General features: G+C 35.8%; 15 protein-coding genes. 4 read left to right on the top strand and 11 right to left on the bottom strand.

From position 1 onward, the window contains the following. Positions 1–146: 146 nt before the first annotated feature. The 8 genes from HMPREF9186_RS00080 to HMPREF9186_RS00045 form a co-directional block, all read right to left on the bottom strand. A complete protein-coding gene (locus HMPREF9186_RS00080) occupies positions 147–1,190 on the bottom strand; it encodes a DMT family transporter (RefSeq protein ID WP_009730800.1) in 1,044 nt (347 codons plus the stop codon). A 305-nt stretch (positions 1,191–1,495) separates the two neighbouring features. Continuing rightward, complete coding sequence (locus HMPREF9186_RS00075; RefSeq protein WP_009730799.1) at positions 1,496–1,816, bottom strand: TfoX/Sxy family protein; 321 nt, start codon at positions 1,814–1,816, stop codon at positions 1,496–1,498. A gap of 119 nt (positions 1,817–1,935) precedes the next feature. Then, positions 1,936–2,544, bottom strand: a complete 609-nt coding sequence (locus tag HMPREF9186_RS00070; RefSeq protein WP_037613814.1) for a Type 1 glutamine amidotransferase-like domain-containing protein — start codon at positions 2,542–2,544, stop codon at positions 1,936–1,938. 47 nt (positions 2,545–2,591) lie between these two features. Next, a complete protein-coding gene (aac(6'), locus tag HMPREF9186_RS00065) occupies positions 2,592–3,020 on the bottom strand; it encodes an aminoglycoside 6'-N-acetyltransferase (protein ID WP_009730797.1) in 429 nt (142 codons plus the stop codon). Between the two features lie 223 nt (positions 3,021–3,243). Continuing rightward, a complete protein-coding gene (locus HMPREF9186_RS00060) occupies positions 3,244–3,771 on the bottom strand; it encodes a hypothetical protein (RefSeq protein WP_009730796.1) in 528 nt (175 codons plus the stop codon). Positions 3,772–3,921: 150 nt separating this feature from the next. Beyond that, a complete protein-coding gene (locus tag HMPREF9186_RS00055) occupies positions 3,922–5,640 on the bottom strand; it encodes a DUF262 domain-containing protein (protein ID WP_009730795.1) in 1,719 nt (572 codons plus the stop codon). Between the two features lie 47 nt (positions 5,641–5,687). Next, on the bottom strand, positions 5,688–6,179 hold the full coding sequence (locus HMPREF9186_RS00050) for a nucleotidyltransferase (RefSeq protein ID WP_009730794.1): 492 nt from the start codon (positions 6,177–6,179) through the stop codon (positions 5,688–5,690). An 88-nt stretch (positions 6,180–6,267) separates the two neighbouring features. Then, complete coding sequence (locus HMPREF9186_RS00045) at positions 6,268–7,020, bottom strand: CPBP family intramembrane glutamic endopeptidase (RefSeq protein WP_009730793.1); 753 nt, start codon at positions 7,018–7,020, stop codon at positions 6,268–6,270. A 548-nt stretch (positions 7,021–7,568) separates the two neighbouring features. Between HMPREF9186_RS00045 and HMPREF9186_RS00035 the strand changes: the two genes are divergently transcribed. Genes HMPREF9186_RS00035 through HMPREF9186_RS00020 form a run of 4 tightly spaced genes read left to right on the top strand, consistent with a single transcriptional unit; the run spans position 7,569 to position 8,813 of the window. Beyond that, a complete protein-coding gene (locus HMPREF9186_RS00035) occupies positions 7,569–7,814 on the top strand; it encodes a hypothetical protein (RefSeq protein WP_001813542.1) in 246 nt (81 codons plus the stop codon). Next, positions 7,811–8,146, top strand: coding sequence for a DinB/UmuC family translesion DNA polymerase (locus HMPREF9186_RS00030; protein WP_000806926.1), 336 nt, complete (start codon positions 7,811–7,813; stop codon positions 8,144–8,146). Before HMPREF9186_RS00035 ends, HMPREF9186_RS00030 begins: the two co-directional genes overlap by 4 nt. Positions 8,147–8,158: 12 nt before the next feature. Next, the gene (locus HMPREF9186_RS00025; protein WP_000567222.1) at positions 8,159–8,527 is read left to right on the top strand and encodes a hypothetical protein; all 369 of its coding nucleotides are present in this window, start codon (positions 8,159–8,161) and stop codon (positions 8,525–8,527) included. Then, on the top strand, positions 8,514–8,813 hold the full coding sequence (locus tag HMPREF9186_RS00020) for a DUF5960 family protein (protein WP_001072467.1): 300 nt from the start codon (positions 8,514–8,516) through the stop codon (positions 8,811–8,813). Before HMPREF9186_RS00025 ends, HMPREF9186_RS00020 begins: the two co-directional genes overlap by 14 nt. Positions 8,814–8,930: 117 nt before the next feature. Here HMPREF9186_RS00020 and msr(D) read toward each other — a convergent pair whose 3' ends face one another. The 3 genes from msr(D) to HMPREF9186_RS00005 all read right to left on the bottom strand — a co-directional run bounded on the left by msr(D) (position 8,931) and on the right by HMPREF9186_RS00005 (position 12,287). Beyond that, positions 8,931–10,394, bottom strand: coding sequence for an ABC-F type ribosomal protection protein Msr(D) (msr(D), locus tag HMPREF9186_RS00015; RefSeq protein WP_009730792.1), 1,464 nt, complete (start codon positions 10,392–10,394; stop codon positions 8,931–8,933). 119 nt (positions 10,395–10,513) lie between these two features. After that, positions 10,514–11,731 carry a macrolide efflux MFS transporter Mef(A) gene (gene mef(A), locus HMPREF9186_RS00010; protein WP_000417519.1) on the bottom strand — a complete coding sequence of 406 codons (1,218 nt, stop codon included), beginning with the start codon at positions 11,729–11,731 and terminating at the stop codon, positions 10,514–10,516. Positions 11,732–12,116: 385 nt separating this feature from the next. Next, positions 12,117–12,287, bottom strand: coding sequence for a hypothetical protein (locus tag HMPREF9186_RS00005; RefSeq protein WP_000873143.1), 171 nt, complete (start codon positions 12,285–12,287; stop codon positions 12,117–12,119). Positions 12,288–12,837: the final 550 nt, after the last annotated feature.

Below are 12,837 nucleotides of genomic sequence, written 5' to 3'. Positions count from 1 at the left end.
AAAGATGGTACTCCAACTTTTAATCTGTCCATACAAGTTTTGCCGATAGCTCTCAGAAACTCTTCGCATCTACCGAATTTCAGAACAAAGGCAGCTCATTCTAATTTCTTATCAGCCTCTCGTAATAGCCTATCTTCTATTTGCTTTTACCTATCTTTTTCCTCTGCTAGACACTCTAGTTCCTCGATAGAATGACGATGCCTGTGCTTCTCTTCTGTTAGATAATGCTTGTGGACATGCGAATGCCTTACCGTATGCGTGTGGGTACTTCCGCCATGGCTATGCGTGAATGCATGCTGGTGTTCATGGTCATGTTGGCGAATAAACGTATCGACTACCACTAAAGCAGAACCAATGACCATAACGATCAAGGCGATCACATACATCCAGGATAAGGATTCACTTAAAAATACAAAAGCAAGGAGAGCTCCGATCAAGGGATTGACAGCATAATAGGCACTGGTTTTAGCTGCTCCAAGAACATTCTGGGCTCTCACATACATGAAAATGCTGAGTCCGTAGGCTACAAAACCTAAAGCCAAGGCAATGGCGATATAACCGATTCCTGGAAAGGACTCTCTTTTTATCAGAGCAATGACCAGAGCGCCAAGACCTGAGCATAGGCCTTTTAGCATGACAATTTGATAGGTGCTCTTTGATGATAGTTCTCTAGTGCAGTTATTTTCAAGTCCCCAGCAAACGGTAGCCATGATCACCAGCAAAGAACCATAAGAGAAATGAAAGCTGTCTGTTCCTTCAAACGACAGCAAGATGCTTGACAGGGTGATTAGCCCAATAGCTACCCATAATCTTTTGGTTACAGCTTCTTTAAAGAGAATCAGTGCAATGACCGTCGTCGCCACAATTTCAAAATTGCCGAGAAGCGAAGCATTGGCAGAGGAACCATAGCTGATTCCAAGCATCAGAAAAATCGGTGCAGCAATATCGAGAACAATCATTCCGACAATATAGGGAAGTTCCGCTTTTGTCAGGCTCTCAGCTTTCTCCCTGTCCTTCTTATTAAAGAGTGACATCATCCCAATACCAATCCCAGCACCAAGATACAACAATGCTGCCATTGTAGTCGGGCCCACATGCTGCAAAAGAACCTTTGATATCGGTACATTTATGGCATAAAAAACAGCTGCCAGAAAGGCAAACATAATTGCTTTGAGCTTATTTTGCTCCATCAATTTTACTCCTCTATTTCATTAATTCTGGTCATGGCATCTATATCACAGCCCAGATCCAAACCAAAGTATCACTCCATCCAAACAGGAATTCGCTTAGAACTCAAAAGGTTTGGGGAGTTCAAAGCTCCAGTGGAGCTTTGAAGCCTCTCGCCTTGAAATGTCAAAGCGAGTGGTTTAACTGCGTTTTATTAACAAACTTACACACTCAACATGCGCAGTCATCGAGAACATATTCACATACTTTTTAACGATCGCATAAGGTTATCGTTAAATGGTATTTACCTAGATAAACTGAGATTTTATTATTTCTTTTTCTTTGGTTTTGGTGTAGGTAACTCATCATACATTGAATTAAATAAGCCGGTTAAATATTCTTTGTTGTCAACATCATCTACCAATAGCATTTCCTTTGCACCTTCATACGGCAATTCGTATTCTACATTCGGCATATACGCTATTGCAGATTTGACAGGCTTCACTAAAAATCTATCATCATAAATTCCACCTATGATTTTCCCTCGATAATAAATTATATATTCACCCATCATTGCTCTATATGATATTTCTTCCAACTCGGACAATTGTTCTAAAATGAAATCTAAATATTCTTTACTTGAAGCCATTTTTGCTATCTCCCTTAATTACTAAAATTTCAATAGTCCATTTTCATAAAATTGAAAATTGGGTCCCATGCAGTACGTCTACGCTTTAGTTACCTAGATCAAGATTTAGACAATGAAAACTAGTCAATTTTCTCTATAATGTTCCCAGATTTATCCAAGACAAGACAGGAATGATCATTTAGTGGAATTATGGGAACATCAACAAGTTCTTCAGCACTGGACTTATTAGCTTTATCATTCCATGGATCATAATGAACACTCAATAAAAACTGACTAAAGAGTCCTAATCCATTTTTTATCTTTATCTGATGATCTGAATTATCATTAGGTGAAACATAGACTTTTTCTCCTAATAATAGGGCTCCTGCAGAAAACCCTATAACTTTTGCCCCTTTATTCAGCATACGATCGATATAATTTTTGAACTGCTGATTGACGTAAGTAGCTAAATACTTTTCCGTATTTCCACCACCAATGATAATTAGATCAGCATCTAGATAGCTATCAAAATCAATCTGCTCAGTGTCCAAGAGTAAGTAATCAGTGTTTAGGTTAGGAAAATGACTTTGAAAAACTTCCGTGTACTTTTTCATGTACGGTTCCCAATTTTCTCGATAAACTGTAAAAATGACAATTCTATCGATCTTCCTTGATGAAACAATTTTATTAACAATCGTATGGTTCTTTATCGGCGGATTTCCACCCATCAAAAAAATTTGTTCGTCCAATCTTTCACACTTTCTAAAGATACATAAATTTTGACCACGTTCTGAAATTATAATTTCTTCTTAAAATGAATAATTCTATTTGCCTCCTGAAATCCAATATTGAGATGAAATCTTATAGAATCCGTATTCGTTAAAGTACAGTCACTTGCAAATTCCTTACATCCTTTATTTTTCGCCCATTCCTCACATTTTGTACAGAGATTTTTAGCAATATCCTTTAAACGATATTCCTCGTCGACAATAATCCCTTCTAAGAATCCAACAGGACTATATTTACAACCTTCAACATAATCAAATCTGAGTGAACATAGTGCTAGACCAACAATTGTGTCACCTTCAACTTCAGTAAAGATTTCAGTATTTTTGCCATTCGTATATCTTTTTACTTCATCAATAGCTTCTTTATCGGTCAATTGGGGCCATAATTGTTTCATTAGTTTAGCCGTTTTTATAGAATCTTTTGTTACTCCATCCATATTGATGTTCCTCCGCAAATTACAAGCAAATGTTTCGAATCATGCTGTTACCTTGTTACTCATTGATTGATACCAATACCATCACCTTCTACTCTTCGACTATCTCAGATCGGAAGAGTGTTGCAACGCACATAGGGGTTCAGACTTGCCGTATCAGTTCATTCAAGTAATAGTATCACTAGTAATAGCCAGTTCATAGAAATCGGTTTAAGTGTTTAATACCCTATTCATCTCCTTGCGAGGTATCTTCCAGCATTTCTTTTACGTATTCTTCTACATCCTCAATCTCAACAAACATTGGATCTAAGTGACATAAGAAGCGCCAATCTTTGGCGTCTTTATTTCTGTAGACAATTGCTTCGCCATCTTCACTTCCGAAATAGATTCTGTCGGCTTCATAACCTTTGCTTTCTAAGAAAGCTTTTACCTTGCGGAAGTTTACTTCTCTTGCTTCGATATAGGCTTTGACTTCATCGTTTTTAACGGATAAATTCGAAATTTCTTTCCAAATAATGTCCACATTTTCTTCGGGTTCAAACGAAAATCTAGATAAAGGGACAATATTTCCATTGAAAACAATTTCCATATAATCCGGTAAGTGTTTAGGATTTACATACTCCACTTCAAACCCATCTTCTGTTTCTAAAGTATATCCCGGGATTTGCGCTACAAATTCTCGTCCTTCTTCTAAAGTCTCGAATGCGACTAAATCCTTTGAGGAATCATTTTGACATAATCCTAATAGATACATTTTTTCTTCCTTCTGGTTTTCAAACGTTAATTACTTTTTTATATTAAACTAAGACACTCCGCAGTTCGCTATTCCCATATCATATTGGACAGGTGTTGACACCACCTCAAAACGACTAAGTTCTCCAATAAACAACCTGTTCAACACTTACTATAAAAGAATATCTTTTAATGCCTTGCTCATCAGCTCTTGGCGTTTTTCCATAAACTCTTCAAAATTAGAAAGTTCATAAGAAATACCAGCTGGAAGATACTTTACATTTTCTCTATTTTCAGCTACCTTTAACCATTCAACAAGTGGTGTTGCATTCTTGACTTCGTTCTCCCTGCCTTCCAGCAGCTGAAGGTTTGCTAATGTATTCCTTCTTCTACGCCAATCTTCCTTAGTATCTTCACCAATCACAGTTCCGTCCGATAATATCAAACTTTTTATTTTCTTCTCTTCAAATCCCGTATGAGGGTGCATATGATCTTGATGGAATCCCTTTTGGCTAAACTTTAAATTTGGGTACAAAAGAGAAAGCAACATAAATGTATAGGCACCAATCTCGTATGTATCAAACAAAGCATCAATCTCTTCAGCTGTATATCGAAGAGATCTATCACCAGTAAATCTTACACCAGTAAAATTTTTCATACTAAACGAATTAGTCGAAGCAGTCTTCAATGCTTCTCGAATGCTTGTTAGTGCAGCATTTGATGCAGTACCAAAAATCTGTTTAACCTGTGCGATTACTATATACTTTCTCAATTCTGCTTTACTATTCGAATCGTAATTACCACCTTTGTATCGGTAGTAGACCATAGGAGAAACAGCAACATAAGAAATCATATTTTCTGAATTAAATCCGAATTCATTTAGCAAATCAACTGTATCCTTTATTGCTTCTTGGATCGCATCCCAGTTTTCTTTAATTTTTAATACGCTATCTTTCTTGAATGTTTCAACTTTTAATGCTACAGACATATCTAAAAGATACAAACAAGTGCGCATAATAAAATCATTAGAAAACTTAAAACCTTCACCTTTCTTATTTATCTCTGAAAGTAGCTTGTCAATTTCATCTCTTGCCTTATCCCAATGAGAAACAATAGTCGAAAATAATAAGTCACTCTTTGAAAGAACAGTTCCACCAGAATTAACTCTGACGAAAATATCCAAAACACTATCAATTGAATCTTTTTCTACTTCAAAATAGTTAATGATTTCATCAGTAACAAGTCTTGTATGTAATAGAGAAATGTTCTTTATTGCAACAATATCGGTTGCCCAACCGTTTGGAATGATAACTTCTGTTAATAATTCCTCAGCTGAATACTTAAGGATATCTTTTACTAAATACCAAACCTTATCATTCTTATTATTTGAGGCTTCATTTGATGTCAAAAATCTGAATTCATAAGATATATCCTCGTCATCAGTTTTTTTACTGTGCAAATCAAAGTACAACTCCTTCTTTGGGAAAGCATCATCGTTCTTCCATCTTTTGTTTGGGAGTTTTCTACTCATACTTCCTTGCAATGCTATGTACAAAGATGTCAATCTCTGCTGACCATCTAAAATTGCCCAGATTGTTTCATCAACACTGCCAATTGGAAAGGGCTGTGGGGCAGTAGGATTCTTATACATATCTCTGTCATGATATTCCTTTATAAATTCATACATTGAATATTCTTTTTGGTTCACTATACTCTTCTTGACTTTCCATAATAGAAAAGTTCCTATAGGGTATCCTAACATGATAGAATCCATTAATTTTGTGATCTGCGAATCTCCCCAAACATATTTTCTTTGAATAGCAGGAAGATATACTCTTCTACTATTCACATCATCTATTATTGCTCTAATACTTTTCTTTTCATATGCCATAATATACCTCAGTCATTACTTATTATTTCTACTTTTCATATGATAATTTACAAATGTCTTTCCATCCACTCAATCTTTTTAAAATCCTTATTGTTATTGTGTTCATTTCGATAGGAGTCTTGAGAAGAAGCTTTGTAAATACTTAGATACTGCTCCAGACTTGGAAGACGAAAAGTGATGCCATCAATGTGAATAAGCTCTATATTCGATTCCGAAACTCCTGCAAAATCAGGTAAGGAATCGATACTTCCAAATTCAACACTCACTCGATCCTTTTTGAATTCATGCTCATGAATATCTATTAAGACGTAGCCTAAGTCTTTCATCACTTTCATTATCTTGTCCCAGTCATAAATTCTGAGATGATCAGGTGCTTCCCAACCTCTAGGGTCACCAGGCACATGAACGTCAATGTCAGACGGCCCCCAATTTTCTTTCGTTCTAAACTCCAATCCCAAAGACCCCATCAGTGTCGGTGTAATTCCGACTCGATTTAAATGGAAACAAATAGTTTTAAATTCTTCAAATAAGAGACTCATGTTTACTCTAAACCTTTCATCTAAATGTTCGTTATTTCTACTTTATTCCCTTGAACAAAATCATCTTCATTTTCTAGAGTATATCCAGTTATTTTGGATACAAACTCTTTTCCTTACTAATTCTATTACTCGCCAATATTGTATAAATTAAATAAGCAATAAAAATGATAATAAAAATAACATTAATTTTTAACACAAAATAGAGATTTAACAAATTTGCGAACGCATGAAATATTATACAGTATCCCACAGATTTCGTTTGACGGTAAAGAAGCCCTAAAACAAAACTTAAAAATAATGTATATATAAAAAATAAAATAAAAGGAAATCCTTGATGACTTTCTCCAACTATAAACCATAAAGGCAGATGCCAAATTCCCCAGATTGATCCTACAATCAAATTAGATTGCCAATAAGTATATTTTTTATCAAGTAACGGCTGTAATATTCCTCTCCATCCTAATTCTTCATGTCCACCACCAAAAAAAATTAGTTGTATAAAGAATAATGGCATCAGATAAATGGATACTCCGTTTAATTCTAAGGAAGATACAGAAAATAGTATCAAAATTGCTAACAGATGAATAATGAAATAAATACTACTATTTTCTTTCTTACTAAATAAAAATTGTTTAAATTTTATATTATTCCTTTTCAAATAAAAGCCACTTGCAATAGCTGGACCAAGTGCACCTACTATATGTAACATTCTCCCTATAAATGTTTCTAATCCCAAAATATGAGATTGCGTAAAGATGGCAAGAATCCCCCAAGCTATATAAGTAATTCCAAATGTACAATAAAGATAATTTTTTAAATTCTTTTTGTCAATTTCTGTCATTTTATCTTCCTAATCCTGATTATTCTATGAATAATATTTTTTTACTGCTTCTTAGTTGCTGTCGATTATAACTACCTATATTCTATCACAAAAACACAAAAAAAGCCTTACAATCAAGGCTTTTCATTATTAATTCATACCAAGCTTTCTAGGCTTTTACGAGCAGAGCAACACACTCGGCGGTTCGCTGTTGCCGTATCGTTTCGTCGTAAACTCCTTACTCTACGACATCTATCGCATGGGCGGAACATCTCCTTCTACTACGCTGATGCCTCAGCTCTTACAAGCAGTGATACTGCCTCAACGTGTGCTGAGAGCTTTCTTCTATACTAATAGACGAAAGGGTGTGAAAATGATTTTTAAATGATACTGTGGAACGGAACAGTAGCCCTAGTATTGACTACTGTCGTTTCTATTCATATTGGCTATTCTAGGACTGAGATGAAAAAATCTATAAATGCTCAGAATAAAATTGAACCCGCAAATCTCCCCAAAACAATGGTGAGTCATGTACTTGTATTATTCCGAAAAAATACACCTCTGGTGCAGTGAGACAAATTGGTGTATCTTATAGTGGCTTCGTAGATGAAAGCTATACTCTACTATCACTCTTTGATGATGTAGAACAAATTGAAAAAGATAATAGACTTCAGACAGCTATTGATGTTGTCAGAGAACAGTTTGGTTTTTTAGCCATACAAAAAGGAACCGTCCTAACTGAAGGTTCCAGAAATATTGAACGCAGTAAACTTATCGGTGGTCATTCCGCGGGTGGATTGGAGGGATTAAAATGAAACAAGAAAAAAATACAGTACAATTTTCAGAAATCCGTAGCAAAGGATGTAATGATATTGAAATGCTTGAAAGATTTTTACATGGAATCGTTGAAACAGCAACTTCAAAACTTCGTCAGAGAAAACTCAAAACAACTGAAATATCGATACGACTAGTACATGCTAAATCTGAAAACCGATTACCATTGGAATTTACATTTAGCATTAAGCCAACAAGCTCATCTGTGATAATCTATACTGAGGTAATCAATCGCTTTAAAGAATGTTACACAGGTGGGGGAATTCAAGGTTTTACGATTCAATTTGATAAAAATACCCTTGCCTCTGCATAGAAAGGATTTGATATGATTGACCGTTCATATTTACCATTTCAATCAGCAAGAGAGTACCAGGATACAAAGATGCAAAAATGGATGGGCTTTTTCCTATCTGAACATGCATCAGCACTCTCTGATGATACAAACAAAGTAACGTACATGTCTGACTTATCACTAGAGAAGAAATTATTACTCCTCAGTCAAGTATACGCCGGGCAGCTACGCACACGCATTCAAGTGATTGAAAAAAACAAGCGTGTTTCCTACACTGGAACAATACCAAGTCTGACCAAAGATTTCATTTTGATAAAAACTACAACAGGTCACATCAATTTGAAATTAAAAGACATTATTAGTATTGAACTTGTCGAGGAGGTGCTCTATGAATCAGCTTGAGTTTCAGCGTAATCACCTACAAATGGACTATTATAGCGAGAGCTACCAAGATTTTGAACGTGACTTCTACCGCTACTCTAACATGAATATTCCATTGACCTTCCTAACTGATGATATCCTAAAAACAATGGCGACTTCACGTAAGAATTACTTTGTCCTCAATAAGGAAAAGTCCAGAGATAACCGCGATCACTTCTTCATATTTGAAGTAAGTACCGTAGATGAGAATCCGCTAATCTATCATTATACATATAAGAAAACTACAATATATTTAGCAGAAAAATAGGAGCAGTTCAATTGACTGTTCCTATTTTTAATATTCATAAAATCTAAAGTCTTTATACTCTTTAACAATGGAGTCGCCAACCAGAACAGACTATACTGACCAGCGACTACCTTAAATTTAATGTTTCAGATTTATTTTCTTATCTCTAATTTCATAAACTACATCTGCTACATTTTCGAGTAATCGTTTATCGTGGGTGATAAACACGATAGTTCCGGTGTACTCCTTCATTAGTATTTCCAAAGCCTCTAAACTTGGTATGTCAAGGAAGTTACTGGGTTCATCCATTATTAGGATGTTATATCTACCCATGAGCATTTTAGCAAGCAACAATTTTATAATTTCTCCACCGCTTAAAACAGATAAACTTTTTCCAATATCGTTCTGTTTGAACCCCATAGATGCTAGCACTGAACGAATTTCTGATATATTGTAGTCACAATCCTTCTGCATAAACTCCATAACATTCTGATTACTGTTGTACTTGTAACCATTCTGTGCAAAGTAACCTATTTTTGCCTTAGGCGAAATAGAAATTCCTTCTTCATGGTTTAAGATCATTTGGATTAAAGTTGTTTTTCCGATTCCATTACCACCAGTTAACGCCACTTTTGCTCCTAACGGAATTTGAAAAGATGCATTTTCAAACAGAGCCTTATCCCCAAATACTTTATTAATTTCTGCACCGACTATAGGGTATGGATTATGGAGCTCCAATGCTTTACTTTGCCTGAAACGAATTCTGCGAATGCCTTCCGGAGCTTCTACTTTTCCTAAGGCCGCAATCCTGTGCTCTAGGGTTTTAGCAGCATTATACATCTTTTTTTCCTTACTTCCTATTGATTTTTGATGAGCTAAACGCCCTCCGTCTTCAGTACTTTTTTTCTTTGAAGAACCTTTTGCCTTCTGTTCTATTTTACGAGCCTGTTTTCGCTTTTCCTCCGCAGCCCTTTCCAATCGGGCACGTTCCGCAATAAATTGTTCGTATTCTGCAGCTTGGCTCTTACGTTCTTCCTCTTTCTGACGAAGATAATCAGAATAGTTTCCCCAATACTCAGTGATTTTGCCATCTTTCAGTTCCCATATTTTATCTACTATTTCATCAAGAAAATAGCGGTCATGGCTAATAACTAACAGTGCACCTGTAAAATATTTTAGCTGTCCTATTAGAAAATCAATTCCTTCACGGTCTAAATGGCTCGTAGGTTCATCCGCTAAAATACCATGAACCTGTGCCGATAAGGCCTGTGCTATTTTAAGCCTTGTTTCTTCACCACCGCTCATAGTCTGTATATTTAATTGCTCAACACCTAGCTTGCCTACAAGTGCAAAATCTTTTTCCTCCTGCAGAGTTACTTCGTCCAACTGGGGAATATAGGCAAGTTCACCCAGACGATTCATTTTACATCCTGGGGGAGTTAATTCTCCTAAAAGTACCCTGAGTAAAGTGCTTTTTCCAGCACCATTTGCTCCTACTAAACCAATACGGTCATAATCATATACTTCTAATTCATTTATATCTAAAACATCGCGTCCTTTGAATTCCACACGAATGTCTTTTGCTTTTATTATTAATTCCATAACATTTCCTCCTGTCTATAATCGCATGCTTTCATTTGCTTGTATGCAGGGAAAACCCTGCGATTTTAGCAGGAAGAGTTACATGAAAATAAGATACATAAATATTCCTCCAATATTGTTTATTTTAAATCTAATTTTCTAACCTCAGTTATCATTTGGCAAACTATAGCAATGCCAATAATTAAAATACCTGATAGTAAAAACCAATGATTTACACCGATTTTATCAGCAAAGAATCCAGAAAGAATTAACCCAATTGGCATAGCAAGTGACATGATACTTCCGATCAAAGAAAATACACGTCCTAAATATTCAGGCTTAATTTTCTCCTGAAAAAGAGCTGTTTGCACACCGCTATAAAATGGCACCGAAAGCCCCATTATTGCACAGCAAACTACGAATATTACAAATCCATTTGGAGGAAGTATTCCCGAAACGGCTAAACTGGTCCCCATTATAAAAAATGAACTTGTTATTAGTAATACATGCTTTTCGAAGCCCCCTAATCTTCCTAATAATAAGCCTCCTGCTAGCATCCCAAATGCAAAGGAAATTTCCGTAATAGAAATATGCACAGGCGTTCCATTAAAGTGTTCCATGCTTATTAAAGGAAATAGTGCATTGATTGGCATATAAACAAAAGTATATAGTGTTCCTAAGAGTAATAAGGCAAACAATCCTTTGTTTTGTCTCAGAACCACAACTCCTTCTTTCATCTCCCTTATGAAATTTGGTTCTAAACTTTGCACTTGATTACCCAGCTTAGGTATACGTACAATTGCTACCGTAATAGATGCAATCACAGCACCCAATACGTCGATGGCAATAATAGCATTTAAATCCCAAACGGAGTATAAGAGTGCTGCAACTGCCGGACTAACAATATAGCTTATAGACTGCAAAGACTGACTATAGCCTGCGCATTTCGTTAGCTGTTCTTCTGGTACTAAAAGTGGTGTAACCGCATTGAGTGCTGGGGTATGAAAAGCTGTTCCAATGCTACGGATAAACAATACTATCATAATCATCCAGACAGGTAGCTCCATACAGAATGCAACAATAGCAAGCACTGCACCAGCTGCTGCGATAATTAAATCGGCACCAATCATTATCTTCTTCCTATCATGACGATCCACTAGCACACCAATGGCAGGTCCCAAAATCGCATAGGGTAAAAAACCTACTAATGAAGCCATAGACAAGACCATCGCAGATCCTGTTTTTTCTGTAAGGTAAAAAATAATCGCCATTTGCAGGATGGCACTAGTGATTAATGATACTGCTTGCCCTGCCCATATTGCATAAAATTTTCGTTTCCAATTGTTGTATTTTTCCATTTATATTATCTCCTGCATATTATTTTGCTTGAATTTCTATTTTGAATAGCATTCTAGGCAATAAAAAATGCAGGCCAAACCCCACAATGTGGCTTTTGGTCTGCATACATACAATTTGGAAACATTCATATTAAAGACATAGTTAAATAAAGGTATAGTTAAATAACCAATATCCTCACCGTAACTAATGAATGCTCAATATCGTATAAATAAGCACAACAAAAAAGCCTATCATCGGGTATAGATTCTGCTTTTTTTATTGCCAGCTTATCTTAAACGCATTGAGGCTGTCATAGTTTCGGTTCCTCCTACATCTTTGTTTATATCAATTTACAGTATAACACAACAAGATGATATGTTCAATATAAAAGTTATGGAATGAGACTCATACTTCCAATTCGATGCCAGATTTAAAGGATATGACGAAGTTTTCTTCATAGACTGTAACGCTCTGGATTATCTTCCTTAGTAGCAAGCGATTAGCTTTCACAAAATCTTCTGTTTGTAGTTTTAAAAATTCATCAGGATTTTCTAACTCAACCTCAAAATATTTCATTTTACATTCCCTCATTTCATTTATTGATAAATTGAGTTTGCAAAAAAGAGTGGACAATTTTTGTCTACTCTTAACCTTTAAAATAGTTTTTTTTAATCGATTTGAAGTTGCCTAAATTATTACTTATTCGGTAAAATGAAGTATTGCTTTCAACAGATTTCCTTCAACTACACTTCACTTGATTCAAACAAGGTGGGTACATTTCTATTCCCACAAACTCCTTGTCAATGGAAACAAACACGTACCCACAGGGTAAATGGAAATAGAAACTGATAATTTCTAGCTATCACTTCTACTCATTCCAAAAATTTTCTCACTCTGATACTTACCCACCATAAAGCAAAAAGCCTTGCAATCAAGGCTTTCATTATCCCTTTCGTTCAAAGGTTTCTAAGCTTTTACGAGCAGAGCGACACACTCAGCGGTTCGCTATCTCCGTTCTGTCTGCGTGCTAGCACTTGTCAATCACGGACAGCTATCGCATGGGCGGAAGTAAATGCTAATCTTCGTCGTTTTACTCCTTGACTAGCAAACTTACCGCCTCAACATG

It is taken from the genome of Streptococcus sp. F0442 (assembly GCF_000314795.2).
GTDB lineage: Bacteria > Bacillota > Bacilli > Lactobacillales > Streptococcaceae > Streptococcus.
Note: the sequence above shows the minus strand (reverse complement) of the source record. Positions and strands in the feature narration are given on the sequence as shown.

Coding starts and splice junctions, on each gene's coding strand:
- HMPREF9186_RS00080 (WP_009730800.1), bottom strand. CDS start 1,190: ATGGAGCAAAATAAGCTCAAAGCAATTATGTTTGCCTTTCTGGCAGCT.
- HMPREF9186_RS00075 (WP_009730799.1), bottom strand. CDS start 1,816: ATGGCTTCAAGTAAAGAATATTTAGATTTCATTTTAGAACAATTGTCC.
- HMPREF9186_RS00060 (WP_009730796.1), bottom strand. CDS start 3,771: ATGTATCTATTAGGATTATGTCAAAATGATTCCTCAAAGGATTTAGTC.
- HMPREF9186_RS00055 (WP_009730795.1), bottom strand. CDS start 5,640: ATGGCATATGAAAAGAAAAGTATTAGAGCAATAATAGATGATGTGAAT.
- HMPREF9186_RS00050 (WP_009730794.1), bottom strand. CDS start 6,179: ATGAGTCTCTTATTTGAAGAATTTAAAACTATTTGTTTCCATTTAAAT.
- HMPREF9186_RS00045 (WP_009730793.1), bottom strand. CDS start 7,020: ATGACAGAAATTGACAAAAAGAATTTAAAAAATTATCTTTATTGTACA.
- HMPREF9186_RS00030 (WP_000806926.1), top strand. CDS start 7,811: ATGAAACAAGAAAAAAATACAGTACAATTTTCAGAAATCCGTAGCAAA.
- HMPREF9186_RS00025 (WP_000567222.1), top strand. CDS start 8,159: ATGATTGACCGTTCATATTTACCATTTCAATCAGCAAGAGAGTACCAG.
- HMPREF9186_RS00020 (WP_001072467.1), top strand. CDS start 8,514: ATGAATCAGCTTGAGTTTCAGCGTAATCACCTACAAATGGACTATTAT.
- HMPREF9186_RS00005 (WP_000873143.1), bottom strand. CDS start 12,287: ATGAAATATTTTGAGGTTGAGTTAGAAAATCCTGATGAATTTTTAAAA.